Source organism: Fundidesulfovibrio magnetotacticus, from assembly GCF_013019105.1.
Taxonomy (GTDB): Bacteria; Desulfobacterota; Desulfovibrionia; order Desulfovibrionales; family Desulfovibrionaceae; genus Fundidesulfovibrio; species Fundidesulfovibrio magnetotacticus.
The window spans coordinates 1-25,784 of sequence record NZ_BLTE01000024.1 but is presented as its reverse complement, the minus strand read 5'-3'; the positions used below and the strand labels follow the sequence as shown (position 1 = coordinate 25,784).

26 protein-coding genes and 1 tRNA gene are annotated in these 25,784 nt (G+C 68.5%); 14 read left to right on the top strand and 13 right to left on the bottom strand.

From position 1 onward, the window contains the following. The 5 genes from NNJEOMEG_RS18680 to NNJEOMEG_RS18660 all read left to right on the top strand — a co-directional run bounded on the left by NNJEOMEG_RS18680 (position 1) and on the right by NNJEOMEG_RS18660 (position 6,437). Positions 1 to 798, top strand: a complete 798-nt coding sequence (locus tag NNJEOMEG_RS18680; RefSeq protein WP_173086987.1) for an SDR family oxidoreductase — start codon at positions 1 to 3, stop codon at positions 796 to 798. An 11-nt stretch (positions 799 to 809) separates the two neighbouring features. Continuing rightward, positions 810 to 2,366 carry a tagaturonate epimerase family protein gene (locus tag NNJEOMEG_RS18675; protein WP_217270609.1) on the top strand — a complete coding sequence of 519 codons (1,557 nt, stop codon included), beginning with the start codon at positions 810 to 812 and terminating at the stop codon, positions 2,364 to 2,366. A 7-nt stretch (positions 2,367 to 2,373) separates the two neighbouring features. Further along, the gene (locus NNJEOMEG_RS18670) at positions 2,374 to 3,873 is read left to right on the top strand and encodes a gluconokinase (protein WP_173086986.1); all 1,500 of its coding nucleotides are present in this window, start codon (positions 2,374 to 2,376) and stop codon (positions 3,871 to 3,873) included. A 132-nt stretch (positions 3,874 to 4,005) separates the two neighbouring features. Continuing rightward, positions 4,006 to 5,169, top strand: a complete 1,164-nt coding sequence (locus NNJEOMEG_RS18665) for an iron-containing alcohol dehydrogenase (RefSeq protein ID WP_173086985.1) — start codon at positions 4,006 to 4,008, stop codon at positions 5,167 to 5,169. Positions 5,170 to 5,180: 11 nt separating this feature from the next. Further along, complete coding sequence (locus NNJEOMEG_RS18660) at positions 5,181 to 6,437, top strand: lactate racemase domain-containing protein (protein WP_217270607.1); 1,257 nt, start codon at positions 5,181 to 5,183, stop codon at positions 6,435 to 6,437. A 77-nt stretch (positions 6,438 to 6,514) separates the two neighbouring features. On the opposite strand, the gene NNJEOMEG_RS18655 is transcribed toward NNJEOMEG_RS18660, so the two are convergent. The 3 genes from NNJEOMEG_RS18655 to NNJEOMEG_RS18645 form a co-directional block, all read right to left on the bottom strand. Next, a complete protein-coding gene (locus NNJEOMEG_RS18655; protein WP_173086984.1) occupies positions 6,515 to 6,865 on the bottom strand; it encodes a cupin domain-containing protein in 351 nt (116 codons plus the stop codon). 187 nt (positions 6,866 to 7,052) lie between these two features. Beyond that, positions 7,053 to 7,129: transfer RNA gene (locus tag NNJEOMEG_RS18650), tRNA-Met, on the bottom strand. 76 nt (positions 7,130 to 7,205) lie between these two features. Next, positions 7,206 to 8,006: an undecaprenyl-diphosphate phosphatase gene (locus NNJEOMEG_RS18645; protein WP_173086983.1), complete on the bottom strand. Its 801-nt coding sequence runs from the start codon at positions 8,004 to 8,006 to the stop codon at positions 7,206 to 7,208. 163 nt (positions 8,007 to 8,169) lie between these two features. Between NNJEOMEG_RS18645 and NNJEOMEG_RS18640 the strand changes: the two genes are divergently transcribed. Further along, positions 8,170 to 8,352 carry a hypothetical protein gene (locus NNJEOMEG_RS18640; RefSeq protein ID WP_173086982.1) on the top strand — a complete coding sequence of 61 codons (183 nt, stop codon included), beginning with the start codon at positions 8,170 to 8,172 and terminating at the stop codon, positions 8,350 to 8,352. A gap of 53 nt (positions 8,353 to 8,405) precedes the next feature. Further along, positions 8,406 to 9,680: an MFS transporter gene (locus NNJEOMEG_RS18635; protein WP_173086981.1), complete on the top strand. Its 1,275-nt coding sequence runs from the start codon at positions 8,406 to 8,408 to the stop codon at positions 9,678 to 9,680. Positions 9,681 to 9,755: 75 nt separating this feature from the next. Here the strand turns inward: NNJEOMEG_RS18635 and NNJEOMEG_RS18630 are convergent, their stop codons facing one another. Both NNJEOMEG_RS18630 and xerD read right to left on the bottom strand, forming a co-directional pair. Continuing rightward, positions 9,756 to 12,455: a CBS domain-containing protein gene (locus tag NNJEOMEG_RS18630; RefSeq protein WP_173086980.1), complete on the bottom strand. Its 2,700-nt coding sequence runs from the start codon at positions 12,453 to 12,455 to the stop codon at positions 9,756 to 9,758. After that, a complete protein-coding gene (gene xerD / locus NNJEOMEG_RS18625; protein ID WP_235957035.1) occupies positions 12,452 to 13,405 on the bottom strand; it encodes a site-specific tyrosine recombinase XerD in 954 nt (317 codons plus the stop codon). The genes NNJEOMEG_RS18630 and xerD overlap by 4 nt, the downstream gene beginning before the upstream one ends. Before the next feature lie 80 nt (positions 13,406 to 13,485). On the opposite strand from xerD, the gene NNJEOMEG_RS18620 reads away from it, so the two are divergent. Continuing rightward, positions 13,486 to 14,658: an LL-diaminopimelate aminotransferase gene (locus tag NNJEOMEG_RS18620; RefSeq protein WP_173086978.1), complete on the top strand. Its 1,173-nt coding sequence runs from the start codon at positions 13,486 to 13,488 to the stop codon at positions 14,656 to 14,658. Between the two features lie 237 nt (positions 14,659 to 14,895). Here NNJEOMEG_RS18620 and NNJEOMEG_RS18615 read toward each other — a convergent pair whose 3' ends face one another. The 4 genes from NNJEOMEG_RS18615 to NNJEOMEG_RS18600 form a co-directional block, all read right to left on the bottom strand. Further along, complete coding sequence (locus NNJEOMEG_RS18615; protein WP_235957034.1) at positions 14,896 to 15,588, bottom strand: TylF/MycF/NovP-related O-methyltransferase; 693 nt, start codon at positions 15,586 to 15,588, stop codon at positions 14,896 to 14,898. 102 nt (positions 15,589 to 15,690) lie between these two features. Beyond that, positions 15,691 to 16,419 carry a FlgO family outer membrane protein gene (locus tag NNJEOMEG_RS18610; protein ID WP_173086977.1) on the bottom strand — a complete coding sequence of 243 codons (729 nt, stop codon included), beginning with the start codon at positions 16,417 to 16,419 and terminating at the stop codon, positions 15,691 to 15,693. Between the two features lie 10 nt (positions 16,420 to 16,429). Then, positions 16,430 to 16,681, bottom strand: coding sequence for a hypothetical protein (locus NNJEOMEG_RS18605; RefSeq protein WP_173086976.1), 252 nt, complete (start codon positions 16,679 to 16,681; stop codon positions 16,430 to 16,432). Between the two features lie 9 nt (positions 16,682 to 16,690). Beyond that, positions 16,691 to 17,620, bottom strand: a complete 930-nt coding sequence (locus NNJEOMEG_RS18600; protein WP_173086975.1) for a hypothetical protein — start codon at positions 17,618 to 17,620, stop codon at positions 16,691 to 16,693. A gap of 292 nt (positions 17,621 to 17,912) precedes the next feature. On the opposite strand from NNJEOMEG_RS18600, the gene NNJEOMEG_RS18595 reads away from it, so the two are divergent. From NNJEOMEG_RS18595 to NNJEOMEG_RS18570, 6 genes are all read left to right on the top strand, one after another. Continuing rightward, entirely contained in the window at positions 17,913 to 18,293 is a 381-nt protein-coding gene (locus NNJEOMEG_RS18595; protein ID WP_173086974.1) for a desulfoferrodoxin, read from the top strand. A gap of 4 nt (positions 18,294 to 18,297) precedes the next feature. Next, positions 18,298 to 18,804, top strand: a complete 507-nt coding sequence (locus NNJEOMEG_RS18590; RefSeq protein ID WP_173086973.1) for a ferritin — start codon at positions 18,298 to 18,300, stop codon at positions 18,802 to 18,804. 2 nt (positions 18,805 to 18,806) lie between these two features. Further along, positions 18,807 to 19,295, top strand: a complete 489-nt coding sequence (locus NNJEOMEG_RS18585; RefSeq protein ID WP_173086972.1) for a hypothetical protein — start codon at positions 18,807 to 18,809, stop codon at positions 19,293 to 19,295. A gap of 212 nt (positions 19,296 to 19,507) precedes the next feature. Further along, on the top strand, positions 19,508 to 21,235 hold the full coding sequence (locus NNJEOMEG_RS18580) for a 2-oxoacid:acceptor oxidoreductase subunit alpha (RefSeq protein ID WP_173086971.1): 1,728 nt from the start codon (positions 19,508 to 19,510) through the stop codon (positions 21,233 to 21,235). Next, the gene (locus NNJEOMEG_RS18575; protein WP_173086970.1) at positions 21,232 to 22,077 is read left to right on the top strand and encodes a thiamine pyrophosphate-dependent enzyme; all 846 of its coding nucleotides are present in this window, start codon (positions 21,232 to 21,234) and stop codon (positions 22,075 to 22,077) included. Before NNJEOMEG_RS18580 ends, NNJEOMEG_RS18575 begins: the two co-directional genes overlap by 4 nt. Before the next feature lie 98 nt (positions 22,078 to 22,175). After that, positions 22,176 to 22,523, top strand: coding sequence for a DsrE family protein (locus tag NNJEOMEG_RS18570; protein WP_173086969.1), 348 nt, complete (start codon positions 22,176 to 22,178; stop codon positions 22,521 to 22,523). Between the two features lie 269 nt (positions 22,524 to 22,792). Here NNJEOMEG_RS18570 and NNJEOMEG_RS18565 read toward each other — a convergent pair whose 3' ends face one another. The 4 genes from NNJEOMEG_RS18565 to NNJEOMEG_RS18550 all read right to left on the bottom strand — a co-directional run bounded on the left by NNJEOMEG_RS18565 (position 22,793) and on the right by NNJEOMEG_RS18550 (position 25,333). Next, positions 22,793 to 23,614 carry a PhzF family phenazine biosynthesis protein gene (locus tag NNJEOMEG_RS18565; RefSeq protein ID WP_173086968.1) on the bottom strand — a complete coding sequence of 274 codons (822 nt, stop codon included), beginning with the start codon at positions 23,612 to 23,614 and terminating at the stop codon, positions 22,793 to 22,795. A gap of 15 nt (positions 23,615 to 23,629) precedes the next feature. Further along, positions 23,630 to 24,613 (bottom strand): class II fructose-bisphosphatase, encoded by a 984-nt coding sequence (gene glpX, locus NNJEOMEG_RS18560; protein WP_173086967.1) that lies wholly within the window; start codon positions 24,611 to 24,613, stop codon positions 23,630 to 23,632. A gap of 121 nt (positions 24,614 to 24,734) precedes the next feature. Beyond that, positions 24,735 to 24,953 (bottom strand): translation initiation factor IF-1, encoded by a 219-nt coding sequence (gene infA / locus NNJEOMEG_RS18555; protein ID WP_173086966.1) that lies wholly within the window; start codon positions 24,951 to 24,953, stop codon positions 24,735 to 24,737. An 83-nt stretch (positions 24,954 to 25,036) separates the two neighbouring features. Beyond that, positions 25,037 to 25,333 (bottom strand): RNA recognition motif domain-containing protein, encoded by a 297-nt coding sequence (locus NNJEOMEG_RS18550; RefSeq protein ID WP_173086965.1) that lies wholly within the window; start codon positions 25,331 to 25,333, stop codon positions 25,037 to 25,039. Between the last annotated feature and the right edge of the window lie 451 nt (positions 25,334 to 25,784).

Genomic DNA, 25,784 nt, shown 5'->3' with positions numbered 1-25,784 from the left:
ATGAGCAACACGGAAACGGAGCGTTTTCTGGCCGGACTGTTCGGCATGACCGGCAAGACGGCCGTGGTGGTGGGCGGAACGGGCGTGCTCTGCGGGGCCATGGCCAAAGGGCTGTGGCGGGCGGGCTGCCGGGTCGTGCTGGTCGGCAGGGACGAGTCCAAGGCCCGCGCGCACCGCGAAGCCTGGGGCGCGCCCGAGGACGAGGTGCTCTTCGCCAGGGCCGAGGCCACCAGCAAGGCGGACCTTCAAGCTGCACTTGAACTTTCCCTGGACCGTTTCGGCGGCGTGGACGTCTGGGTGAACGGGGCGGGCGTCAATTCGGCCACGCCCTACCTGGAGATCGCCGAGGAGGAATTCGAGCGCATCGTCCGCACGAACCTCCTCTCCGTGCACCTGGGGTGCCAGGTGGTCGCCTCCCACTGGACAGGGGCGGGCAGGGGCGGCTCCATCATCAACCTGAGCTCCATGTCCGCGCTGAGGCCGTTGTCCCGGGTGTTCACCTACAGTCTCACCAAGGCGGCCGTGTGGAACCTGACGCAGAACCTGGCCCGCGAATGGGCAGGCAGGGGCATCCGGGTCAACGCCCTGTGCCCGGGCTTCTTTCCGGCCGAGCAGAACCGCAAGGTGCTCGACAAGGACCGCATCGCCTCCATCATGCGCCAGACCCCCATGGACCGCTTCGGCGAGGCGGAGGAGCTTGTGGGAGCAACCCTCCTTCTGGCATCGGACAAGGCCGGCAGCTTCATAACCGGAGCCAACCTCGTGGTGGACGGCGGATTCGCCGTCACTTCGATCTGACGGAGCAGAGCATGGAAGCCATCAAGGCCCCCCTGGGGGCATTCCTCGTCCACCAGGGAGAAGGCCGGGACAAGCTGACCGACGCCCTTTCCGGCACGTTGGGTTCGGATGTCGTGGCGGCGTCTCTCGCGCCCGCCGGGGGCGGCGTGGCGGGCGTCATGGACAAAAGCGGAGTGGAGCACGTCTTTTCGGTGACCCCGGGCGCGCCCCTGCTTTCCCTGGCGGAGGGTACGCTCGATCATGCGGGCGGATACTCCCTGTCCTTAGGACGCTCCTGCCCGGCCAACCTGCCCGCGCTCCTGGCCGCCATGCCCTCGCTCACCCCGGGGGCCACCGGGCTCGCCCCCTCCTTCGGCTTCGGAGACCGCATCGGCCTGGCCACCCCCGGCCATGCCGCGGCCATGCGCGCGGCCGGGGAGGGCCTTGTCCCCATCTTCTGCCAGCAATCCATCCGGGAGATGACCCGCACCCGCCGCACACCGCCGGAGGTGATGTCCGACGCCGTCTTCGGGGCGCTGCGCTCCGGCTGGACCGGCCCCACCGGCGCGGACGCCGACCACCTGAAAACCTTCGCGGACGTGGACGTGACCGCCGCGTCCGGCTTCGTCTTCTTCACCATCGATCCCTCCGACCACGTGGACCAGAACGCCGGGGGGTACGACGGGGCGGAACTCGAGAAGCGCTTCGAGGCCATGGTCCAGGCCGGGCAGGGGGGCGCGGAGCAGGCGGCCGGGCTCTACGAGGGCAAATCCTTCGATCTCGGCACGGGCGCGGTCGCCTTCGACAGGCAGACCCTGTACCGGGCCGTGGTGAAGTACGGCCGCGCCCTGGACCACATCCAGGCCATGGCCGCCCACATCGCCGAGGTCCGCGCCGGGAAGCCCTGGGAGATCGAGGTCTCCGTCGACGAGACCGAGGAGCCCACCAGCGTTGCCGAGCATTGCTACATCGCCATGGAACTCAAGCGACGGGGCGTCGCCATCGTGAGCCTCGCCCCGCGCTTCCCCGGAGCCTTCGAGAAGGGCGTGGACTACCGGGGCGACCTGCGCGAACTGCGCGACGTGCTGGCCCGGCACGCCGCCGTGGCCGAGCGCTTCGGCCCCTACAAGCTCTCCCTGCACAGCGGATCGGACAAGTTCGGGGTCTACCCCCTGCTCGCCAAGGCCACCAGGGGCGTCTTCCACGTGAAAACCGCCGGGACCAGCTACCTGGAGGCCCTGCGCGTGGCCTGCCGGGCCGACCCGGACCTGTTCCGCGAAATCGTCGGGTTCTCCCGCGCCCGCTTCGACACGGACAAGGCCAGCTACCACATCTCGGCCGTGCTGGGCGGTTCTTCCCCGCCGGAGCGTCTCGACAAGGGCGTGCTCGAAGCGGCCTACCTCGGCTACGACAACGGCCGCCAGATACTGCACGTCACCTTCGGTTCGGTGCTCACCGCCCCGGGGGCGCGGGGCGGGCCATCCTTCAGGGAGCGCCTGGCGGCCCTGCTCAAGGAACACCGCGCCCTGCACGAGGAAGTGCTTCGCATCCACTTCGAGCGCCACCTGCGACCCCTGACGGGAGCCTAGGCCGAGCATGGAGAGCATCCCGCCCTCAAAGGCCGCCGCCCCCCTGGTGCTGGCCCTCGATGTGGGCTCCACCACCACCCGCGCCGGAGTGTTCGACGCGGGAGGCAGGCTGGTGGAGGGGCTTGCCGCCGCCGCGCCCACCGTCCTGCGCGGCGATCCGGACGGCCAGAACACCGCCGACCCCGACGCCCTGCTGGACGGACTCTTCTCCTGCATCGACCGGGTGCTGGCCGATGCGGGCGACATGGCCCGCTCCATCAAGGCCGTCGGCGGATGCTCCTTCGTCTCCAACCTCATGGCCGTGGACCGCGACGCGCGGCCCATGACCCGGCTCTCCACCTACGCGGACCTGAGTTCCGCCGGGGAGGCGGAGTTCCTGCGCCGCGAGTTGGACGAGGAGCGTTTCAGGCAGCGGACAGGGTGTCGCTTCCACCCCAGCTACGCCGCGCCGCGCCTGCTGCACCTCAAGCGCCACCGGCCCGAGGTGTTCCGTTCGGCGGCAAGGTTCGTCACGCTGGGCGAGTATCTGGAGCTGACCCTCTTCGGGAAGGCCCGCGCCAGCTTCAGCGCGGCTTCCTGGTCCGGACTCCTGGATTCGCGGGAGCTGCGCTGGGATGAGGAGCTGCTGGGCCGCCTGGAGCTCACGCCGTCGCTGTTCTCGCCCCTGGCGGACCTGGACGAGCCCTGCACGGGGCTGGCCGACGGCTGGCACACGCGCTGGCCCGCCCTGGCGAACATCCCGTGGTTCCCCCTGATGGGCGACGGGGCGGCCGCCAACGTGGGCACGGGCTGTGCCTCGCCGGAACGCGTGGCCGTGACGCTGGGCACCACCAGCGCCGTGCGCGCGGTAACGCCCGGCGCGCCCGGCATGCTGCCCAAGGCCCTGTGGCGCTACCGCCTGGACCGTGAACGCTCCCTGCCCGGCGGGGCGCTCACAGAGGGCGGGTCGCTGCCCGCCTGGATGCGCGAGGTGCTGCGCCTGGGCGCTCCGGAGGATGTGGAACGCGAGGTGGCGTCCATGAAGCCTTGCTCCCACGGGCTGACCGTGCTCCCGCTCATGGCGGGAGAGCGCGCGCCGGGCTGGTCCGGCAAGGCCAACGGGGCCGTGCTGGGCATGACCCTGGCCACGCGGCCCGTGGAGATTTTCAGGGCGGGGCTGGAATCGGTGGCCCAGCGCCTGTACATGGTGCTGGAGGAGCTTGCCGCCGTGCTGCCCGGACGATTCACCGTGGTGGCCGGAGGCGGGGCGTTGCGGGCCTCGTCGGCCTGGCGGCGCATCCTCACGGACGCCGTGGGGCGCGAGGTGCTCTTCCCGGACGTGGAGGAGCCGTCCATGCGCGGCGCGGCCCTGATGGCCCTGGAGGCCCTGGGCGTGGTGCGCGACGTGGCCGACCTTCCCGTTCCCGAGGGGACCGCCCTCGCCCCGGACGCCGGGGCCCACGCACTCCACCTGGAGGCCGTCGAGCGCCAGCGCGCGCTCTACGCGCAGGTCATCGCCAACGCATAGGGAGCCCCGCCATGAGCACCCAAGACATCGCCCGGGCGGGGCTGTCCGCCATGGGCCGGAACCGGGCCCCGGTCCGCGCGGACGAGGGGAGCGGACGCCCCATGCAGCACTAAACCATAGCGAGGCCACACCATGAATGCCTTCAATCTGTTCATGCCCACCCGCATCCTTTTCGGTCCCGGGCGCCTCTCCGAGCTGGGCTCGACACCCCACCTGCCGGGCGGCAAGGCCCTTGTGGTCACGGGCGCGAGCGGCGCCATGGAGCGGGCGGGGATCCTGGGCAGGGTGGTCCGAGCCCTGGAAGGCCGGGGCATGGAGGCCGTCGTCTACGCGGGCGTCACGCCGAACCCCGTGGAGTCCTCCATCGACGAGGCGGCGCGTCTGGCGCGCGAGCGCTCCTGCGACGTGGTGATCGGCCTGGGAGGCGGAAGCCCCATGGACGCGGCCAAGGCCGTCGCGGTGGCCGCCACGAATCCCGGCCGTTTCTGGGAGTACGTGCAGCGCGGCACGGGCGGACGCAGGCAGCCCGAGAAGCCGCCGCTGCCGATCGTGACCATCACCACCACGTCGGGCACGGGCTCGGAGTGCGACCCCTGGGCGGTGATCAGCCGCCTGGAGAGCAAGGAGAAGCTGGGCTTCGGGTTCGAGAGCACCATCCCCGCGCTGGCCATCGTGGACCCTGAACTGACCATCGGCCTGCCCCCCGCCCAGACGGCCCACACCGGCATGGACGCCTTCTTCCACGCCGCGGAGACCTTCCTGGCCACGGTGAGCCAGCCAGCCTCGGAGCTTTTCAGCCTGGAGTCCGTGCGTCTCATTTCCAGGCATCTGCCGACGGCCATCAGGGACGGCTCCAACCTGGAGGCCCGCGCGGGCATGGCCTGGGCGGCCACGGCGGCGGGCGTCTGCCAGACGCTTTCGGCCAACATCGTGCACCACCCCATGGAGCACGCGCTCTCGGCCATGAATCCCTCCCTGCCGCACGGCCTGGGTCTGGTGATGCTCTCCCGGGCCTTCTTCGGCATCCTGGAATCCCGCAAGCCGGAGGCCTTCCTGGCGCTGGCCGGGGCCCTGGGCGCGGACGACGGGAAACCCATGCCCTTCGCGCGGGCGCTCGAAGACCTTATCGCGCGGTGCGGACTTGACGGCGAAAGGCTTTCCGGTCACGGCTTCTCGCCGTCCGACGTCCGGGCCTTGACCGACAACGTCTACGCCACGGTGGGACGGCATTTCGACATCACGCCCGTGGCGCTCTCGCGCGAGGACGTGGCGGACGTTTTCACCAAGTCCATGTAAGGGGGACGCCCATGGCAGACGGAATCGGATATCTGGACAAGGGGTTGAGCGAGGCCGAAGTTCGCTCCGTCATGGAGCACGGCGCGCCGAGGAAGGCGTTCGCGGGCAAGCGCGTGCTGGTCCTCACGCCGGACACCACGCGAACCTGCCCCCTGCCCATGATGATCAGGAACCTGGCCGAACTCATGGTCCCCCACGTGGCCTGCCTGGATTTCATGGTGGCCCTGGGCACCCATCAGCCGCTGCCCGAGCGTGAGATCGAGGAACTCTACGGCCTCACGCCCGAGACGCGCGCGCGGCTGCTGCCCGGGTCCAGGCTGTTGAACCACCGCTGGGACCTGCCCGACACCCTCAAGGTGATCGGGCGGCTCTCCGACGAGGACGTGCGCGACATCTCGGGCGGACTCTTCGCCCAGGGCGTCGACGTGGCCATCAACCGCCACGTGTACGACTACGACCTGATCGTGATCCTCGGGCCGGTGTTCCCCCACGAGGTGGCCGGTTTCTCCGGGGGCGACAAGTATCTGTTCCCCGGCGTGGCGGGGGGCGATTTTCTGCACTTCACCCACTGGCTGGGCGCGGTGGTCACCTGCTGGGACACCATCGGCATCCGGCAGACGCCCGTGCGCGAGGCCCTTACGCGGGCGGCCAGGCTGGTCACGGTGCCCAGGCTGTGCATGTCCATGGTGGTGCGCTCCAAGCAGGAGTTGGCGGGGCTCTACGTGGGCGAGACGCGCGAAGCCTGGACCATGGCCACGGAACTTTCCGCCAAGCTGCACATCGTCACCAAGGACAAGCCCTACCACACGGTGCTGGGCACGGCGTCGCACATGTACGACGAGCTGTGGGTGGCGGGAAAGGTGATGTACAAGCTGGAGCCCGTGGTTGCGGACGGGGGCAGGCTCATCATCCACGGCAAGCACATCACGCGCGTCTCGGACACCTGGGGCGAGCTGATCAAAAAGGTGGGCTACCACTCGCGCGACTACTTCCTGAAAAGGATGGACCAGTTCAAGGACGTGCCCTGGGCCGTGCTGGCGCATTCCACGCACGTGCGCGGCCTCGGCCGGTTCGAGGACGGGGTGGAGATGCCGCGCATCGAGGTGATTCTGGCCACGTCCATCCCGGAGGAGGAGTGCCGCCGCATCAACCTGGGGTACATGGACCCGGACGCCATCGACATCGAGGCGTACCGGGGCCGAGAGGACGAAGGCGTCCTGCTCGTGGAGGACGCGGGCGAGGTGCTGCACCGCCTGAAGCCCCGCTGAGCGCCGAGGGGCCGTGCCCGCCAAGGGGAGGCTCCCGCCGGAGCGCGGGCGTCAGCGGCGGGCGGAGCGGGGGCGGTTCACGCTTTCCTCTTCGACTCCGGGAACTCCTCCCTCCTGGGCACGAACACGTCCAGCACGGTGACGACGCCCGGCCCGGGCACGGCCAGGGCGTGGGGGACGTTGGAAGCGATGCGCACCACGTCGCCGCTTCGCACCGGGTGTCGCCTGCCGTCCACGATGAAGACGCCGTGCCCGTTCTGCACGGTGCTGGCCTGCTCGTGAGGGTGGGCGTGGAGGGCGGGCGAGTCGTCCGGCGAGAGCTCCACCAAGGCCAGGGTGTAGCCCGCTCCGTGCACCACCTTGCGCCGGACCCCCCGTGCGGGGATGTCCCATTCCAGATCGTCCCAGTTCAAGTGTTCGCCAGGCATGCGGCAGGCTCCTTGGGTAGACGTCGCGACGCGCCGCCGCGCGTCGCCTGACACTCTAACCGGGCGCGGACCGGCGCACAAGTTCCGTCGGCCCGGCACGGAGTACGGGGCAGGCCTGCCCGGAGGGGAGCGCCGCCAAAAAGAAGGAGGCCCCTCAGTGGGTTACACTGAGAGGCCGTTGTTCTCTTGGTAGCGAGGGAGGGAATTGAACCCCCGACACTGCGGATATGAGCCGCATGCTCTAACCGACTGAGCTACCTCGCCACAAATTGCCGCTCGCGGCAGGAGGGGCTAAGTACACGGTTGCCCTTCCCTTGGCAACCCCCCTTCGCAGGATTTTTCACGAAGGCCAGAAGACGAACACCGCCAGGGCCAGGAGCAGCCGGTACACGGCGAAGGGCCGGAGCGTCATGCGGCTCACCAGGCCGATGAACCACTTCACCGCCAGCCACGCCGAGAAGAAGGCCGTCACGAACCCCACGGCCAGGAACTGGAGGTCGGCCATGCTGAACTCCGCCCAGCTCTTGTAGAATTCGTACCCCGTGGCCGCCAGCATGATGGGCACCGCCGCCACGAAGGAATACTCCGCCGCCAGCTTGCGACGCGAACCCAGGATCATGGCCCCCAGGATTGTGGAGGCCGAACGCGAGAACCCGGGCCACAACGACAGGCACTGGAACAGGCCGATGCCCAGGGCCAGGGCGGGCGATACGTCGTCGAAGTCGTGGTATTTGTCGCGTCCGCCGCGCCTGGACTCCACGATGAGGATCATCACCGCGCCCGCCGCCAGGGCCAGGGCCACCGGCAGGGGGGCGAAAAGATGCGCCTTGATGGCCTTGCGCGCGAAGAGCCCCAGCAGACCGGCCGGGAGGCAGGTGAGAAACAGGAGCATCAGCCCGCGCGTTCCGGTGAAACGCTCGCGCGGCCGGGGGACAACGAGCCCCGCGAAGCGCTCGCGGTACATCACCACCACCGCGAGAATGGCCCCAAGCTGAATGATGATGTCGTACGAGGCGGCCTTCTCTCCCGCATGTCCCAGGAGCGCACCCGTGAGAATGAGATGCCCCGTGGACGACACGGGCAGGAATTCGGTGACGCCCTCGACGATGCCGAGAATGATGGAACTGAGCCAGGGGTCCATGCGATGTCCTTGCTGACGGCGCGGCTGCGGTTCTTAGGGGAATGCGCCAGGCGGCGCGCCGGGCATGGGTACGACGCGCGGGCGATCCTTGCAACCCCTCCGTGCATAAGATACAAAGATGATTGCCGTTTGGTAATGCTTGCAGCACCAGGAGAAACTTCCCATGAGCACCGTGATTCCCCAGTCCGAATTGATGCGTAACGCCGTGTCCTGGGTTTCCGAAGCCCTTGCCAAACCGGGGGCTTCCCTGGCCAAACTCCTGGGGGAGGCGGGCATGCGCTTCAACCTGAGCCCCAAGGAACAGGAGTTCCTCAAAGACTTTTTCAAGGACTCCCAGGCGAACTGACGGCCCGTGCGGCGGGGTCCGCCCGAGCCGCCGCAAACCCAGGATACCCAGGCATGACCCCCATTCTCCAGCGGGCCGTCTCCAAGGCCACTTGGCGGCTTCTGCCGTTTCTTTTCGTGCTCTACATCGCGGCCTACCTGGACCGCATCAACGTGAGCTTCGCGGCCCTGGGCATGAACAAGGACCTCGGCCTGGACCAGGCCGCCTACGGCTTCGGCGCGGGCATCTTCTTCCTGGGCTACGTGCTCCTGGAGGTGCCCAGCAACCTGGTGCTGGCGCGCGTGGGCGCCAGGCGCTGGATCGCGCGGATCATGGTCAGCTGGGGGCTTGTGACCATGGCCCTGGCCTACGCCCAGGGGCCGGTCTCCTTCGCGGCGCTGCGCTTCCTGCTGGGGGCGTGCGAGGCGGGGTTCTTTCCCGGGATCATCCTCTACCTCACCTACTGGTTCCCCCACGCCAGCCGGGCGCGGGCCGTGGCTCTGTTCATGACCGCCACGCCCGTGGCGGGTCTGGTGGGCAGCCCCCTCTCGGGCTGGATCATGGGGCTGCACGGCGTCTGGGGCCACACGGGCTGGCAGTGGCTCTTCCTGCTGGAGGGGCTGCCAGCCGTGCTCCTGGGCGTGGCGGTGTGGTTCACCATGCCCGCGGGACCGGCCAAGGCCGCATGGCTGACCCCCGACGAGCGCCAGGCCCTGGCCGGGGCGCTGGAAGCCGAGGGCGCGGACGCCGGGCCGGGACGCCTGCACGGCGTGCGCCAGGGGCTGACAAGCCCCGTGGTGTGGCTCTTCGGCTTCATCTACTTCTGCTCGGTGCTGGCCATGTACGGCCTGGTGATGTTCCTGCCCCAGATCGTGGCCCAGGTGACCGGGGGCGACGCCCTGTCCGTGGGCTTTCACGTGATGGTGGCCTACGGGTTCGCGGCGGTGGGCATGGTGCTCATCGGAGCGAGTTCGGACCGCTTCGCGGAGCGGCGCTGGCACGTGATCGGCTCCATGGGCCTGTGCCTGTGCGGCATGGTGGCCCTCTCGGCGGCCACGGGCCTGGCGGGCGTGCTGGCCGGGGCGAGCCTGGCGGCCATGGGCATCTGGGGCGTGCTGGGGCCGTTCTGGGGCATGGCCACGCGCTGCCTGGGCGGCGCGGCCGCCGCGGCGGGCATCGCGCTCATCAACTCCCTGGGCAACGTGGGCGGCTTCCTGGGGCCGTACCTGATGGGCTGGGTGAAATCCAACACCGGGCACTACTCCGAGGCCTTCCTCTACGTTGCCGCTGTGATCCTCCTGGGCATGGCCTCGGCGCTCCTGGTGCGGCAGCCCCGACGCAACGGCTGAGACCCCGCGCGGCCCGGCCCTGCTGCCGTCTGACGGGGCAGGCCTTCCGAAGCCTTCCGCCGGACAACGGATCGCTCATGGGGTCGGGGCAGCCCCCGGCATCCATTCGAGCCCCATGTCCTTCTCGGCCATGCGTTTGGCCAGGGCCATCTGTTCGGCCCGGCAGGTGGCCTTGCCGTCGAGCATGGCGGCCGTGACGGCGCGCAGGATCTGGGCGTAGCGCGGCCCGGGCGGCAGGCCCATGGCCTTCAGGTCCGCCCCGGCCAGTTCCACGCGCAGGGTGCGCAGGGTGGTCAGGAAGAGCGAGATGGAGCGCTGCACGGTCTCCTTGGGATTGCGCGCCATGAGGTAGAGCACGCCTTCCAGGGGCAGGTCCTTGAGCAGGAAGTAGAGTTCGCTGTGCAGCCCGCGCCGGTAATCCCACTCGAAAATCTGCTGCGCCGTGTTGCGGATGGAGTGGCGCAGGGCCAGGAAGCTCTCCTCCAGATGTTTGGAGAAGCCCAGGCGGCGGGCCACGCCCTGCACCTGGTCGTCCTCCATGCCGGCGCACAGGCCCAGGAAGTAGATGCGCCAGACCTCGGGCTTGGGCTCCACGTAGAGCAGGGCATACCACGTGATGACGCGCTCGGCCTCGGCGAGCACCTCGTCCTTGCGCGGGTCCAGGGCCAGGTCCGGGTGGATGGCGGCCAGGAGCTTGAGTTCGTCCATGCGCCGGATGCTGGCCAGGGGCCTGTCGTCCTCCATGATGTGGCGCATCTCGTGGAACACGCGCGGCCCCGAGAGCTTGTGCACGAACTGGTTGGCGATGGCGTTTCTGATGAGACGTTCGGTCTGCGCGCCGATCTTGAAGTGGAAGCGCTGCTCGAAGCGGATGGCCCGCAGGATGCGCGTGGGGTCCTCCACGAAGGAAAGGGAGTGCAGCACGCGGATCATGCGGTCCTTGAGGTCGCGCTGGGCGTCGAAGAAGTCCACGAGCCTGCCGAAACGCTCGGGCGAGAGGTGGATGGCCAGGGCGTTGATGGTGAAGTCGCGCCGGTAGAGGTCCATCTTGATGGAGGAGAGCTCCACCGTGGGCAGAGCCGCCGGATACTCGTAGTATTCCAGGCGCGCGGTGGCCACGTCCACGCGGTTGCCGTCGTGCAGAAGCACGGCGGCGGTCTGGAACTTGTGGTGGCTCTTCACGCGTCCGCCCAGCTCCCGCGCCATGGCCTCGGCGAAGAGGATGCCGTCGCCCTCCACCACCAGGTCCAGGTCCAGGTTGGGCCTGCCCAGGATGAGGTCGCGCACGAAGCCGCCCACCACGTAGGCCTCGTAGCCCATGGACTTGGCCAGGCTTCCCGCCCGCTTGAGCAGGGCCAGCAGGCCCTTGGGCAGGCGGTCGCGCAGGTGCCCGGCCATGCTGCGCTCGCCGCGCCTGCCCGCGCCCACGGTCTCGGGGATGCGCGCGGGCTCGCGCACGAGCACGTTGATCAGGTCCGTGCGCGTCACCACGCCTGCCACCTTGCCGTTCTCCACCACGGGGACCAGGCGCTGGCGTTGGTTCAGGATGATCTCTGTGATGCGGTAGAGCTCCGTGGCGGGCGCGACGCACAGCGCGCCGTGCACCATGTACTCCCCGGCCTGGGAGCCGCCCAGGCCGTGCTTGACGGCCTTGTCCACGATGTCGTGCTCCAGGATGCCCACGCATTGCCCGTCTCCGGCGTCCAGCACGGGCACGGCCTTGAGGCCGAAGTGGGTCATCACCTCGTCGGCCTGGGCCAGGGTCTGGTCCTCGCGCACGGTCTTGGCCGGGGCGCTCATGAGCGAGGCGGCCAGGATCTGCGGGTTCACCTGGGAGTAGAGCAGCCCGAAGAGGTCTTCCCGGGCCTGGGTGAGGGTCTTGTCCTTGAGGGAGGCCGAGGCGGCGTAGGCGTGGCCGCCGCCGCCCAGCGAGGCGCAGATGCGGCCCACGTCCACGTCGGCGGTGCGCGAGCGGGCCACCAGGTGCACGCGGTCCTTCATGAGGGCCAGGGCGAAGAGCACCCGTATGTTCTGCATGTCCATGAGCTTGTGGGCCAGAAGGGCGAAGTCGCCCACGTAGTTGTCCATGGCGGTCTGGGCCACCACCACCTCCACGCCGTTGATGTCGTAGGTGGCGGCGGATTCGATGAGCGCGCTCATGATGGTGATCTGCTCGGCCGAGAGCTCGCGGGTGAGCAGCTCCGAGAGGGTGGCCATGTCCATTCCCTGGGATTTGAGCCACGCTCCGGCCTGGAAGTCCTCCTCCACGGTGGATGTGAAGGTGAAGGAGCCCGTGTCCTCGTAGATGCCCAGGGCCAGGAAGGTGGCCTCGTCGGGGGTGAGGGAGAGCCCCCTCTCCCGGATCAGGTGCGTGAGGATGGTGGTGGTGGAGCCCCAGGGCCTGACCACGCTCACCTGTCCGGGAACGTCCTCCTCGGTGTCGGGGTGGTGGTCGTAGAGGTGCACCTCCACGCCCGGGCGCTCCAGGAGCGGGGCCACGTGGGAGACGCGGGAGCGCTGGCGCGTGTCCACGAGCACCAGGGTGCGCACGGAGTCGGGGTCGATGTCCTTGAAGGTCTTGAAGTTGAAGAGGTAGGTGGCGCTCTGGATGAAGAAGTTGCGAAGGTTCTTCTCCTGGCTGCCGGGGAAGATGAGCGTGGCGTCCGGGTAGAGCTTGCTGGCGGCGATCATGGCGGCCAGGGCGTCGAAGTCTGCGTTGATGTGGGCGGTTACGACCGTGGGAGCGGACAAGCCCTTGGCAGGCTTGGGGATCATGAATCCTTCCTTGAAGTCTTGGACGCCCCGGCCGGGGCCTTGGAGCGGGGATGGTGGCTTCTGTGCACCCCCATCAGGCGTTCGGCCTGCACGTGGGTGTAGATTTCGGTGGCGGAGATGTCGGCGTGGCCCAGGAGCAGTTGCACGGTGCGCAGGTCGGCCCCGCCTTCCAGGAGGTGGGTGGCGAAGGAGTGGCGCAGGCTGTGGGGGGAGATCTCCTTGCGGATGCCCGCCTCAAGAGCATAGCGCTTGATGAGCTTCCACACGGCCTGGCGCGTGAGCCCCTTGCCGGAGCGGTTGAGGAAGAGCACGTCCTGCACCGGGCGGAAGGCCTGGCGCACGGTCTGGAGGTAGCGGGCGAGCAGGTCCTGGGCCAGGGCGTGGATGGGGGCCAGACGCTCCTTGGAGCCCTTGCCGAAGACGCGCAGCACGCCGGTCTGGGAGTCGAAGTCCAGGGGAGTGAGGCTCACCAGTTCGGAGACGCGCAGCCCCGCCGCGTAGAGCAGTTCCAGCATGGCCCTGTCGCGGAAGCCCAGGGGCGTGGAGAGGTCCGGGCGGGAGAGCAGGGCGTCCATCTCCTCGCGCGTGAGCACGTCGGGCAGGGTGCGCGGCAGCTTGGGCGTTTCGATGAGCGCGGCGGGGCTGGCCTCCAGCCATCCCTCGGCCACGGCGTGGGCGTAGAAGCCGCGCATGCTGGAGAGCATGCGCGCCAGGGAGCGGCTCGTGAGCCCCTTCTGGCGCAAAAACATCAGATAGAGGAAGATGGTCTGGTCGGTGGCGGTCTCCACGGAAGAGGCGCGCACCTCCAGGAACTCGTGGTACTGGAGCATGTCCTGGGAATAGGCCGCAAGGCTGTTCTCGGAGAGCCCCTTCACCACCAGGAGGTGTTCGAGCCAGGCGTCCACCCACGGGTGGGGCGCGCCGCGCTGCTGTTTGGTTTTAGTTGACACCGCAGGTGGCCTCTTTTTATGACCGGGGCTCGTTTTATCCCATTTCTCGCGCCCGCGCGCAACCGCCCAAGGAGCGTAACATGCCTCAGTTCGCGATGGCCGACCGCCTGGCCGCACTCCCCCCATATCTCTTCGCCGAAATCGACCGCGTCAAGAACGAGGTCAAGGCCCGCGGCGTGGACATCATCAGCCTGGGCATCGGCGATCCCGACATGCCCACCCCGGACTTCATCATCGAGGCCCTGCACGCGGGCGCCAAGAAGGCCGAGAACCACCAGTACCCCTCCTACGTGGGCCTGCGCAGCTTCCGGGCCGCCGTCTCCAAGTGGTACCAGGGCCGCTTCGGCGTGGACCTGGACCCCGACAACGAGGTGGTGAGCCTCATCGGCTCCAAGGAGGGCATCGCCCACTTCCCCCTGGCCTACGTGAACCCCGGGGACCTGGTGCTGGTGTGCACCCCCAACTACCCCGTGTACAACGTGGCCACGGGCTTCGCGGGCGGCGTCACCAAGTTCCTGCCCCTCACCGACGCCAACGACTTCCTGCCCGACCTGGACGCCGTCTCCGACGCCGAATGGGCCAAGGCGAAGATGATCTTCACCAACTTCCCCAACAACCCCACCTCGGCCTGCGCGCCCAAGAGCTTCTACGAGAAGCTGGTGAAGAAGTGCCGCGAGACCAACACCATCCTGGTGGCCGACGCGGCCTACACCGAGATGTACTACAACGAGGCCGCCAAGCCCATCTCCGTGTTCGAGATCCCCGGGGCCAAGGACGTGGCCATCGAGTTCCACTCCCTCTCCAAGACCTACAACATGACCGGCTGGCGCATCGGCATGGCCGTGGGCAACGAAGGTCTGGTGAAGGGCCTGGGCAAGATCAAGGAGAACGTGGACTCCGGCATCTTCCAGGCCGTGCAGGAGGCGGGCATCGCCGCGCTGGAGCAGGGCGACCCCTACGCCGAGAAGTTCCGCGCCGTGTACAAGGAGCGCCGCGACGCCCTGGCCGCAGGCCTCAAGAAGCTGGGCATCGAGTTCCGCCTGCCCGAGGCCACCTTCTACTTCTGGTGCAAGGTGCCCAAAGGGTACGACTCCAAGGGCTTCGTGACCAAGGTGCTCCAGGAGACGGGCGTGGTGCTCACCCCCGGCAACGGCTTCGGCTCCCCCGAGGCGGGCGAGGGCTACTTCCGCATCGCCATGACCGTGGGCAAGGATAAGCTCGAGGAAGCCCTGGCCCGGCTGGCGAAGATCTAGCGCAGGGCAGGGCGACGCTCCGCCGCACGGCGGGAGCGCGAGAGCAGATGACGAAAGCCCCGGAGCGGCATGGCCGCCCCGGGGCTTTTTCGCGTTTCACGGGTCCTGCGCGGGCAGCACGTTGGCCCGTCACGGACGGGCTGCAAGGAAGCCCTACGTCACCCCGGGAGTCTGCCGGATCAAGGACGCCGCCCGACTTCTCCGGGCAGTTCCAAATCCGCCGCGCCCCCGGGGCGCTCAGTGCAGGATGACGCCGATCTTGCTCAGTCCCTCGCGCACGGCCACCACGCTCCAGTTGCGGCCGCAGCATTTGGCGTACTGGTAGAGCGCGCCGAAGTCGTCGCGGGGGTTGAAGTCGTCGAAGACCACGACCGTTCCCTTCCTGATGAGCGGGTCCAGGGTCATCAACACGTAGAGCGTGGACGAGAAAAGGTCCGCGTCCATGTGCAGCACCAGCTGGTTCTGCGGCCGGAAGTCCGCCAGGAAGGCGTTGAGCGTCTGGTTGAACCAGCCTTTGATGAAGCGCACGCGGGGGTCGTCGATGTCGGGGATTTCTCCGTTGGTGGTGAACGCGCCCTTTTCCTTCTGCCCTCCCACCCAGTCCTCGGGCAGACCCTCGAAGCTGTCGAAGCCGAAGAAGCGTGAGCGCTCGTGGCGGTTCACGCCGAGCCACTGGCCCATGCTCTGGCCACGGTAGACGCCGAATTCCAGGAGGTCGATGGGGCGGTTGCCCACGGCCTTGTCGTGAACGGCCTGATAGAGGACGTGCCTGTCCTTGTATTCGTAGTTGATGGGCACGACCTTCTTCAGCTTCTCGGGCATGATCACGTTGAAGAGCGTGTCGTAGTATCCCTGCTCGAAGAAGTTGTGATCCTTGGCGAGGAAGGCGCGCGCGGCGTTCATGGCGATGTACTGGCCGGCCGGGTTCATGGTTCCCCCTGTCGTTCGTGTTCGGGCTGTGCGGCTTCCGCCGTGGCCGCCTGCAGAGCCGGTTTCGTGCTTGTGGACCGCTTCCGATGTTTTCCGGCTGCTCTAGGGCAGCAGGAAGTTCGGGAATTTCTGCCGGGTGGTGCGCCAGTCGCCCTGGGGCTGGTAGCTTGGGCCGGGATCGGCCGCTCCGGGCACGGTGGCCACGGTGGGGCGCACGTTGCTCTGTCCTGGCGTCTGCTGCTCCATGAGGTAGGCCACTGGCCTGCTCATGGGGATGACCCGGCTGGTCTTGGCCAGAACGTCGTTGTTGCGGGCGTCGATGGCCTCCATGTTGAAGCGAACGCCCTGAGGCGAGGCCACGTAGGTGCCCGTGACCACGAGGGTGCCCTGGAAGCGCCTGGTGGCCAGGGCGCGGGCGTCGCGCGTGAGCATGAACTCGCCCTGGCTTTTGTCGAACACCACCTCGGAGGTCTTGCGCACCTCCTGCACGTAGTAGCCGCGCGCCGTGAGGGCCTGGGCCGTCTGCTCGGCCACGGCCCGGGCCAGAGGGGCGGCCTGTGTCAGGTTGTTCAGGTCGGCTGGCGTGGCCACGATCACCCACTGGAGCCCGCGCGTGGTGGTGTGGTCGAAGCCCAGGCGCGCGGCCAGCTGGGCGTCCAGGTCGTCGGCCATGGCCTGGGCGGCCTGGGGGTAGTACTCGTTCATGTCCGGCTTCTTGTTGTTCCAGGGCATGGACTCGCCGACCCCCTGGACCAGATAGGCCATCTCGCCGTTGGCCATGGGCGCGCAGGCGGAGAGCGCAAGCAGGGTGAGCAAGGCGTAGGGTTTCATGACTGTGCTCCTAGCGAAGGGCTTTGAGGGCCCGGTCGGCCGCGTCGATTTCGGAGTCGCAGCGGCGTTCGAGGTCCATGTCCCTGGCGGTGGCCTTGGCCAGCTGGAAGTGCTCCCTGGCCAGCAGGTAGCGTCCTTCCTGCTTGTAGCGCAGGCCCAGGGCGAAGTGGTCCAGGCTCGACGCGTCCTGGGGGATGACGATGGTGGAGCTGCCCTGGCAGGCTGCCAGGGCGAGCGCCAGAAGGATGACGGCTGGGCGCATGGCGGCCTCCTACTGGGGAGCCGGGGCCGGGGCCGGCTGGGGTTGCGCTTCCGGAGCGGGTTTTGCCTGGGCCGGTTTCTTGGTCTGGGGGGCCTTGGCGGCCGCGTCCACGGGCTCGCAACCGGGAGGGCAGGGCTGCGCGGTCTTTTTTGGGGTCTTGCGCGGCGGGGCCTTCTTGGGAGCGGGCGCGTAGGGGGTGGCCTGGCGCGCGCCGGACCCTGGCGGGTCGTTCACGTCTCGCGCGCCGATGAGCGTGGGCGGCGTGGGGCGTAGCCCCGTGGGATCGGGCAGGCCCAGGATGCGTCGCAGCACGGGGGTCATGGGCATGAGCACCGAGCCCGTGCGCAGCACGCGCCCGCCGGGTTCCACCAGCCGGGCGTTGACGAACACCGTGTCGCGGTCCACGTAATAGGAGCCAGCCAGCACGGCCAGCTGTTCGGCGGGTTTGCCTTTCTTCGAGCGCGCCGGGGCGGGGGCCTTGCCTCTGGCGTCGCGCACGGCGAAGCCCCGGCTGGAGAGTTCGTAGGTCATCTGTTCGCCCAGGAGCCTGCCGAAGGGCGTGGCCGCGCGGCTGTCCTGCTCCACGAAGGCCGACGGAATGCTGACGACTCCTCCCAGGGACCCCATGCCCGTGGGGCCGCCGGTGATCTGGGCGGCCAGTTCGCGCGCGAAGAGCCGGATTTCCTCGGCGTCGTTCATGGAGACGGGCGGCTTGGCGGCCGGACCGGGGGCGTAGTCCACATAGCCGCCCTTGCCGTCGGGAACCAGGTAGCCCTGGCGCGCGCCGGTGGTGTCGCGCACGTTCACCGACACTCCGTTGACGGTGATGGAGCGCGGCGTGGAGACCTCCATCTGCGCGCCGGGGTTCACCGGCCCCACGGTCTGGGCGTGTGCCGCCTGGGCGGCGAGGAGCAGGGCGGCGAGTGTGGCGGCGCGCATTGGCGGATCCTCCGGGAGAATTTGGCGGCCCGATGGGCCGGGCTTGCGTCCGGCGGCGGATTCTGCCGCCGGGCGGGGCGCGCTTACCTCCTGGCAAAGACCGTGCCGTTGCTGACGCTACGGGGCTGCCGGGGTGGCTCTCCCGGGCGACGCGGACGTGGGATTGTCCGGATCCGAGGCGGTCGCTGCGAAAGCCCTTGCGGATTTCTCTTGAAAATGGTTTATCAAATGAGAATGTTCCGCGCGTCCGACGGGTGCGCACGAACCATAAACCAAACTGTAAGGAGTTGACATGACTCAGAAAAACGGCGTGTACAAGTGCGATCTGTGCGGCAATATCGTGGAAGTGCTCCATCCCGGCGGCGGCGATCTGGTCTGCTGCGGCCAGCCCATGAAGTATTTCGAGGAAAACACCGTGGACGCGGCCAAGGAAAAGCACGTCCCGGTGATCGAGAAAACCGCCACGGGTTACAAGGTCATGGTGGGCAGCGTTGCGCACCCCATGGAAGAAAAGCACTACATCGAGTTCATCGAGCTCATCGCCGACGGCAAGGTCTACCGCCAGGACCTGCTGCCCGGCCAGAAGCCCGAGGCCGAGTTCTGCGTGCAGGCCGAGAAGGTGGCCGTGCGCGAGTACTGCAACATCCACGGGCTGTGGAAGTCGGAGGCGTAGAGGCATGCTGCACGACAAGATGGATGCCGCTCTCAACGAGCAGGTGAAATGGGAGCTGTGGTCCTCCTACCTCTACCTCTCCATGTCCAGCTACTTCCAGGACATGGGGCTCGCCGGTTTCGCCAACTGGATGAAGGTGCAGGAGCAGGAGGAGAAGTTCCACGCCGACAAGTTCTACAACTACACCATCGAGCGCGGCGGGCGCATCCGGCTCCAGACCCTGGAAGCTCCCCCCAGCGACTGGAAGACCCCCCTGGCCGCCTTCGAGGACACCCTGAAGCACGAGCAGGGCGTCACCGCGCGCATCAACGGCCTTATGGACCTGGCCATCGAGCTCAAGGACCACGCCACGGTGTCCTACCTGAAGTGGTTCATCGACGAGCAGGTGGAAGAAGAGGCCAGCGTGCAGGACATCCTGAACAAACTCAAGCTGGTGGAGGGCAATCCCTCGGCCCTGTACATGCTGGACAAGGAGTTGGCCACCAGGGTCTTCACGCCTCCGGTGGCGTAGCCATGGCCGTGGAGGCCGCCGCGTCGGCGCTGTGCAGGCTCCTGGAGCTTCAGAGCGAGGCCATGGACTTCTACGACATGGCCAAGGAGCGTTGTCCGGCCGAAGTGGCGCGCGCGGTCTTCGCGGTTCTGGGGCGCGACAAGCGCCGCCTCACGGCGAAACTCGCGGCGGTGCAGGCCGCGTTGCGCGCGGGGCAGAGCCTCGCCACGGCCTGTGCTCTGGTGGAAAACGGGGGCGGGAAGGCGGCTTTCCCGCCAGGACTCCTGGAGCGTGGGGAAACCTGCCTCCAGGACGACCAGATGCTCACCGTCGCCTTCCGCCTGGAGGAGGCCTGCCTTCGTCACCTGGAGAACTCCCTTCTGGACGCGAGCGATACCCAGGAGCGGTTCATCCTGGATCAGGCCCTTGAAGAAGAGCGCAGACACTGGGTGTTGCTCTCGGACCTGCGCCAGTATCTCGAAAGGCCCGCAGGCTCGTCCGGCAACGATTAACCAGACGGCCGCAGGGAATCCCCGCGGCCGTCTGGCTGCCTTCAAAATCGGCTTGGCGGCCTTGAGACGGCCCAGCGCGGAGCGCATTCCGGAGCAGGGCGGCTATGCCGCCCGCAAGCGGCTCTCGCGAACCACGGCAACGGGGTTCATCATCTGGCAGGCGGCCGCCGGGCTTCCCGGCGGCCGTTTTCACTACGGCCCGGGAGGGCTTCATGAGCGCATCGAGCGTCACGGTTCTTGTGGGTGGCGAAGCGGGGCAGGGGCTCGTCACCGTGGGGGATTTCCTGGCAAAGGCCCTGGTGCGGGCTGGTTACGAAATCCTGGTGGTGCAGGATTACCTGTCGCGCATCCGGGGAGGGCACAACACCTACTGCGTGCGCGTGAGCCCCGACCCCGTGCACGCCCCGCCCGAGAACGTGGACCTCCTCGTGGCCCTGGACCAGGCCAGCCTGGCCCTGCATGGCCCGCTCCTGAGTCCGGGGGGCCTGGCCCTGGCCGGGGAGAAAACCGACCTGGGCGGCCTGCCCGGCCTCAATGTGCCGTATTCCCGGCTGTGCCCCCGGCCGGTCCATGAGAACATGGCCGCCCTTGGCGTGCTGGCCGGTCTCTTGTGCCTGGAGCGTTCCTGGCTGGAGGGGCTCATCACCGAGCGCTTCGCGGCCAAGGGCGGGGACGAGGCGGCCCTGAACCTCAAGGTATTCTCCGACGCCCTGGACTGGACCAGGGAGAGCGGCGCAAGCTTCGCCTGCCTGCCGCCCCCGATGCGGCGGGAGAAGCGGCTGTTCCTGAACGGCAACGAGGCCATCGCCCTGGGGGCCATGGCGGCTGGCGTCAATTTCTGCTCCTTTTATCCCATGACTCCGGCCACATCCGTGGCGGCGGCCCTGGTGGCTCCCGGCGGGCGCATGGGCGTGCTCACCGAGCAGGCCGAGGACGAGATCGCGGCCGTGAACATGGCCCTGGGCGCATCGGCTGCCGGGGCGCGCGTTCTCGTGCCCACCTCGGGGGGCGGCTTTGCCCTCATGGTGGAGGGGGTGAGCCTGGCGGGCATGATCGAGACGCCCCTCACGGTGGTGCTGGCCCAGCGTCCCGGCCCGGCAACGGGGTTGCCCACGCGCACCGAGCAGGGCGACCTGAACCTGGTCGTTCACGCCGGGCACGGCGATTTCCCGCGCGCCGTCTACGCCCCCGGGACACCCGAGCAGTGCTTCGACCTGACGTTTCGCGCCGTGAACCAGGCCGAGAAGTGGCAGAGCCCCGCCTTCGTGCTCACCGACCAGTACCTGGCCGACTCCTACCGCGCCGTGGCCCCTTTCGATCTGGAAGCCCTGCCGCCGCTGGACTTGCCCGGGCTGGAGACCCCGGACCCGCACGGCTACGAGCGCTACGCCCTCACCGAAAACGGCGTCTCGCCGCGCCTGATTCCCGGATTCGGGGAGCACCTCGTGGTGCTCGATTCCGACGAGCACACCCCCGACGGACACATCACCGAGGACCTGGGCGTGCGCGTGCGCATGGTGGACAAGCGCCTGCGCAAGGGACGCGGCCTGGAGGCCGACGCCGTCGCCCCCTCCCTTGCGGGCGATGCGGCCCCCGAGGTGCTCCTGGCCTGCTGGGGGTCGAGCCTGGGGGCCTGCCTGGAGGCGGCCCAGACCCTGCGGGAGCGGGGCACGTCCGCCGCCGTGCTGCATTTTTCCCAGGTTTGGCCTCTTGTCCCGGAGAGCTTCCTGCCGGTCCTCGAAGGCGCGGGGCGCGCCGTGATGGTGGAGGGCAACCCCTCGGGGCAGCTGGCCAAGCTGATCCGCCAGGAGACGGGCTTCGCCTTCCACGGGCTGGTGACGCGTTACGACGGACTGCCCTTCACCGCGGGGTATATCCTTGCGCGCCTCGGGAGCCCGCAAGGAACTTCGACCGTCGCCGGAGAGGAGGTGTCGGCATGATCCCCATCGACCGCTACGGCAACATCGAGACCGCCTGGTGCCCCGGCTGCGGCAACCACGCCATCCTGGGGGCGGTGAAGAAGGCCCTCTCCCGGCTGGAGCTGGCCCCGCACCAGGTGCTGTTGTGTTCGGGCATCGGCCAGGCGGCCAAGGCCCCGCACTATCTGCGCTGCAACTGTTTCAACGGCCTGCACGGACGCGGCCTCCCCCCCGCCCAGGGCGCGGCCCTGGCCAATCCCGGGCTCGCGGTGATCGCCGAGAGCGGCGACGGGTGCAGCTACGGCGAGGGCGGCAACCACTTCCTGGCCGCCATGCGCCGCAACGTGGGCATGACGCTCCTCGTCCACGACAACCAGATCTACGGCCTGACCAAGGGGCAGGCCAGCCCCACCACGGCCCAGGGGCAGGTCACCAAATTCCAGCCGGGCGGCGCGCCCTCCCTGGCCTTCCCGCCCCTGGCCGTGGCCGTGACCCTGGACGTGCCCTTCGTGGCCAGGGGCTTCTCTGGCGATCCGGAGCACCTGGCCGGACTGATCGAGCAGGCCGTGCGCCACCCGGGCTTCGCCCTGGTGGACATCCTCCAGCCCTGCGTCTCCTTCAACAAGGTGAACACCTTCGCCTGGTACAAGAGCCGCTGCTACAAGCTGGGGCCGGAGCACGACCCCACGGACCGCCGCGCGGCCCTGGACAAGGCCCTCGAGTTCGGGGAGCGCATCCCCCTGGGCGTGGTGTACAGGGGCGAGCGCGCGCCCTACCGGCCGGACCCGCGCGTGCGCAGGCCCCTGGCCACCTCGCGGCCGGACCTGGTCAAGCTGGCGAAGATCCTGGAGGAATACGCCTGAGACGGCGCGCCGCCCGCGGCGAACGCAAGACCCCTAACGACAGAACCATCCGGCCCGGCCGTCCTCGTGGCGTCCGGGCCGTTTCAGAAGAGGACGCCATGGACAAGTTCGCGCTCTTCGCCTTCCGGGGCGAAATCCCCTGTTTCGTGCACGTGATGCTCAACGCCATCGACCTGCGCGAGAAGGGGTATGAAGTTCAAGTGATACTTGAAGGGGAATCGGTCAAGGTGGTGTCCGAACTGGCCCGGGAAAGCCATCCCATGCACGCGCTTTTCGAGCGCACCAAGAGCCAGAACCTCCTGGCCGGCGCATGCCGCGCCTGCGCCCATCAACTGGGCGCGCTGGAGGCAGTGACCCGCGAGGGATTGCCGATCCTGGACGAGATGCACGGCCACGCGGGCATGGCGGGATGGATCGCCAAAGGCTATGCGGTGATCACCTTCTAGCGGAACCGGGCAGGCTGTGGCGGGTCGTCGATACGACGAGGCGCGTCCGCCCGGCGCGTATCCGGCCGGTGGACGGGGTCGTCCGTCTGCTCCGGCGCGCGGGACCACGGCGGTCGAAGCCCCGACGCCATCGGCCGCCACGCGATGCCGGTTCTTGCGGTGCGCGCCATCGCGAGGCGCACAGGCGGTAACGACGGCGCGGAACGCGAAAGCGCGTCAGGCCGACTCAGCGCGCGGGTTGGCCGAAGGCGGCGCTTCGCGCCGGGGCCTCAGCCCCTGGGGCGCACCGGCAAGGCGCGCGGGGCGAGCTCCCCGGAGGCGATGGTCACGGCTCGTCCGCCCAGGCGTACACGCACGCCGTCCAGTTCCACGAGCACCGTGCCGCCGCGCGACGAGGCCTGGTAGCCCGTGAGTTCGTTCGCGCCCAGCCGCTTCGACCAGTAGGGCCCAAGGAAGCAGTGGGCGCTTCCCGTGACGGGGTCCTCGTCGATGCCCGCGGCGGGGGCGAAGAAGCGTGAAACGAAATCCGCCCCGGGCCTCTCGGCCCGGCTGGTGACGATGAGCCCCCGGCCGCCCAGGGCGCGCACCCGCGCCAGGTCGGGGGCCAGGCCCAGCACGGCCTCCTCGCTTTCCAGCTCCACCAGCAGGTCCATGCGGTTGCGCTGCGCGCCCACGATGCGCGCGCCCAGGGCCTGGGCCAGCCCGTCGGGCACGGGAAGGGGGTGGCCCGGCTCGGCCGGGAAATCCAGCCAGATGAGGCCCTGCTTGCCGGGCGTGGCCGAGAGCCTGCCGCTGGCGGTCTCGAAGCGGATGGTCTCGCCCGGAGGGGCCATGCCGCCGCTCCAGAGCACGTGGGCACTGGCCAGGGTGGCGTGGCCGCAGAGGTCCACCTCCACGGAGGGGGTGAACCAGCGCAGGCCGAAACATTCCTCGCCGCTCACAAGGAACGCCGTTTCGGAGTGGTTCAGCTCCCGGGCCAGGGCCTGCATCCACTCGGCAGGCGCCGGGCGGTCCAGCAGGCAGACTCCGGCGGGGTTGCCGGTAAAGGGGGCTTCCGCGAAGGCGTCAACGGTCCAGAGGCGTGTGGCCATGACGGGTCCTTTCGATCAATCGTACTTCACGGCGCTGAAGCGCATGAGCTTGTCCCAGGTGTGGTGGGATTCGATGCGGCGCATGGTGCCGGTCTTGCCGCGCAGCACCAGGGAGTGGGTGACCGCGCCGCTTCCGGAGAAGGAGACGCCCTCCAGCCAGGTGCCGCCGGAAATGCCCGTTGCCGCGAAGAAGGTGTCGGGGCTGGTGACCAGTTCCTCGGCGGTGAGCACGCGTTTCAGGTCGACCCCGGAGTCCAGGAGGTTTTGGCGCTCCGAATCGGACTGGGGGTCCAGCCGGGCGAACATCTGGCCGCCCACGGCGCGGATGGCGCAGGCGGAAAGCACGCCCTCGGGGGTGCCTCCGGTGCCCATCATCACGTCCACCATGTCTTTGGGGTCCAGGGCCATGAGGGAGCCGGCCACGTCGCCGTCGGTGTGCAGCTGGATGCGCGCCCCGGCAGTGCGGATGTCCGCGATGAGCTGCTGGTGGCGGGGCTTGTCCAGCACGAAGACCACCAGGTCGTCCACGTCCTTGCTGAGGGCCTTGGCCACGGCCTTGAGGTTGTCGGCCACGGGGGCGTCCAGGTCCACGGCGTCGCGCGCGGCCGAGGGAACCACGAGCTTTTGCATGTAGAAGCTGGGGCCGGGGTCGAACATGGAGCCGCGCGGGGCCACGCCCACCACGGAGATGGCGTTCGGGCGGCCATAGGCCAGCAGGCGCGTGCCCTCCACGGGGTCCACGGCCACGTCCATGGCCGGTCCCGTGCCGGTGCCCACCTCTTCGCCGCCGTAGAGCATGGGGGCCTCGTCCTTCTCGCCCTCGCCGATGACGATGACGCCCGCGATGTTGATGGTGTCGAAGGAGAGGCGCATGGCGTCCACGGCCGCCTGATCGCCCGCGTTTTTGTCGCCTCGGCCCAGCCAGCGGGCGCTGGAAAGGGCCGCGGCCTCGGTGACGCGCACCAGGTCTAGGGCGAGGTTGCGGTCGGGTGCTTCCATGAACGATTCCTCCCTTGGGTCGAGTGGCTGCAAGACTAGTGGAATTCCAAAGCCGCGTAAAGACGAAGCGGGCTTTCCCCGATAAGGGAAAGCCCGCCCACGGCCCCGGACGGGACCAACGCTATTTCGCGCGGAAGGTGATCCGGCCCTTGGTGAGGTCGTAAGGCGAGAGGGCCACCTTGACCGAATCACCGGGGAGGATCTTGATGCGGAACTTGCGCATCTTGCCGCAGAGATAGGCCAGGACGTTCTGGCCGGTTTCCAGCTTCACCTCGAACACGGTCCCGGGCAGGGCCTCCTGGACCACGCCGGGGATCTCGATGCCTTCTTCTTTCGCCATGTGCAATACCTCCGGCGTTGAAGTGGAAAAAAAAGCCCCGTCCCAAGCGGGACGGGGCTTGGAAGACCGATTAGCGGCCGAAACTACCAGGGACGGCGCTGCTGGGGACGGTCGCCGCCGAAGGGGCGACGCTGGGGGCGCTCCTGGGCTTCGTTGATCTTCAGCGGGCGGCCGCCGAAGTTCTGGCCGTCAAGGGACTCGATGGCGGCCAGGGCGCCTTCGTCGTCCATCTCGACGAAACCGAAACCGCGCAGGCGGCCGGTCTCACGGTCGGTGATCAGGGCCACGGAGACAACCTCACCGTAGGGGGCAAAATGGGCGCGGACGGCATCTTCGGTGGCGGAGAAAGGCAGGTTGCCGACGTAAAGCTTCTTAGACATGTGCAATCACTCCAAAATTGATTTTGGCATTCATTCTTATCACATTGGAGCGAAGCACACGCTTGACCCAACTCTCAACAAGATCGATGCCGTTAACCGGGCTAAATTAACCATCCCCGTGCCGGAGTCAAGGGGAAATGTTGATCGCACCGCGCTTCGCAGCGAAAGAAATGCTGGGGCAGCCCGGCGGGTGTTTTCCGTCCGCCCCGCCGAGGGCGGCCCGCCGATTCATGACGAGCGTTTATCACCTTGATCGCCGCCGGGGGATCGCATCCGATCCCCCCGGCGGCCGGTTCCGGGCCGTGCGGAACGCTCAGGCGGAAGGCCTCGTCCGTCTTCAACGCCCCATGAAGTACAGGCTGCCCAGGTAGACGAAGACGCCCAGGAAGGCCACGTAGAAGAAGCAATACGTCAGCGTCTGGTTCAGGAGCCTGCCCTCCGAGCCCACGAG

Bases quoted from the DNA above. Each gene is read 5' to 3' on its own strand.
- NNJEOMEG_RS18655 (WP_173086984.1), bottom strand. From the start codon at position 6,865: ATGCCTGGCGAACACTTGAACTGGGACGATCTGGAATGGGACATCCCC.
- NNJEOMEG_RS18665 (WP_173086985.1), top strand. From the start codon at position 4,006: ATGAATGCCTTCAATCTGTTCATGCCCACCCGCATCCTTTTCGGTCCC.
- NNJEOMEG_RS18605 (WP_173086976.1), bottom strand. From the start codon at position 16,681: ATGCGCCCAGCCGTCATCCTTCTGGCGCTCGCCCTGGCAGCCTGCCAG.
- NNJEOMEG_RS18660 (WP_217270607.1), top strand. From the start codon at position 5,181: ATGGCAGACGGAATCGGATATCTGGACAAGGGGTTGAGCGAGGCCGAA.
- NNJEOMEG_RS18575 (WP_173086970.1), top strand. From the start codon at position 21,232: ATGATCCCCATCGACCGCTACGGCAACATCGAGACCGCCTGGTGCCCC.
- NNJEOMEG_RS18615 (WP_235957034.1), bottom strand. From the start codon at position 15,588: ATGAACCCGGCCGGCCAGTACATCGCCATGAACGCCGCGCGCGCCTTC.
- NNJEOMEG_RS18550 (WP_173086965.1), bottom strand. From the start codon at position 25,333: ATGTCTAAGAAGCTTTACGTCGGCAACCTGCCTTTCTCCGCCACCGAA.
- NNJEOMEG_RS18600 (WP_173086975.1), bottom strand. From the start codon at position 17,620: ATGCGCGCCGCCACACTCGCCGCCCTGCTCCTCGCCGCCCAGGCGGCA.
- NNJEOMEG_RS18585 (WP_173086972.1), top strand. From the start codon at position 18,807: ATGGCCGTGGAGGCCGCCGCGTCGGCGCTGTGCAGGCTCCTGGAGCTT.
- NNJEOMEG_RS18590 (WP_173086973.1), top strand. From the start codon at position 18,298: ATGCTGCACGACAAGATGGATGCCGCTCTCAACGAGCAGGTGAAATGG.
- NNJEOMEG_RS18610 (WP_173086977.1), bottom strand. From the start codon at position 16,419: ATGAAACCCTACGCCTTGCTCACCCTGCTTGCGCTCTCCGCCTGCGCG.
- NNJEOMEG_RS18635 (WP_173086981.1), top strand. From the start codon at position 8,406: ATGACCCCCATTCTCCAGCGGGCCGTCTCCAAGGCCACTTGGCGGCTT.
- NNJEOMEG_RS18630 (WP_173086980.1), bottom strand. From the start codon at position 12,455: ATGATCCCCAAGCCTGCCAAGGGCTTGTCCGCTCCCACGGTCGTAACC.
- NNJEOMEG_RS18595 (WP_173086974.1), top strand. From the start codon at position 17,913: ATGACTCAGAAAAACGGCGTGTACAAGTGCGATCTGTGCGGCAATATC.
- glpX (WP_173086967.1), bottom strand. From the start codon at position 24,613: ATGGAAGCACCCGACCGCAACCTCGCCCTAGACCTGGTGCGCGTCACC.
- NNJEOMEG_RS18620 (WP_173086978.1), top strand. From the start codon at position 13,486: ATGCCTCAGTTCGCGATGGCCGACCGCCTGGCCGCACTCCCCCCATAT.
- NNJEOMEG_RS18570 (WP_173086969.1), top strand. From the start codon at position 22,176: ATGGACAAGTTCGCGCTCTTCGCCTTCCGGGGCGAAATCCCCTGTTTC.
- NNJEOMEG_RS18580 (WP_173086971.1), top strand. From the start codon at position 19,508: ATGAGCGCATCGAGCGTCACGGTTCTTGTGGGTGGCGAAGCGGGGCAG.
- NNJEOMEG_RS18670 (WP_173086986.1), top strand. From the start codon at position 2,374: ATGGAGAGCATCCCGCCCTCAAAGGCCGCCGCCCCCCTGGTGCTGGCC.
- infA (WP_173086966.1), bottom strand. From the start codon at position 24,953: ATGGCGAAAGAAGAAGGCATCGAGATCCCCGGCGTGGTCCAGGAGGCC.
- NNJEOMEG_RS18675 (WP_217270609.1), top strand. From the start codon at position 810: ATGGAAGCCATCAAGGCCCCCCTGGGGGCATTCCTCGTCCACCAGGGA.
- NNJEOMEG_RS18640 (WP_173086982.1), top strand. From the start codon at position 8,170: ATGAGCACCGTGATTCCCCAGTCCGAATTGATGCGTAACGCCGTGTCC.
- NNJEOMEG_RS18565 (WP_173086968.1), bottom strand. From the start codon at position 23,614: ATGGCCACACGCCTCTGGACCGTTGACGCCTTCGCGGAAGCCCCCTTT.
- NNJEOMEG_RS18680 (WP_173086987.1), top strand. From the start codon at position 1: ATGAGCAACACGGAAACGGAGCGTTTTCTGGCCGGACTGTTCGGCATG.
- NNJEOMEG_RS18645 (WP_173086983.1), bottom strand. From the start codon at position 8,006: ATGGACCCCTGGCTCAGTTCCATCATTCTCGGCATCGTCGAGGGCGTC.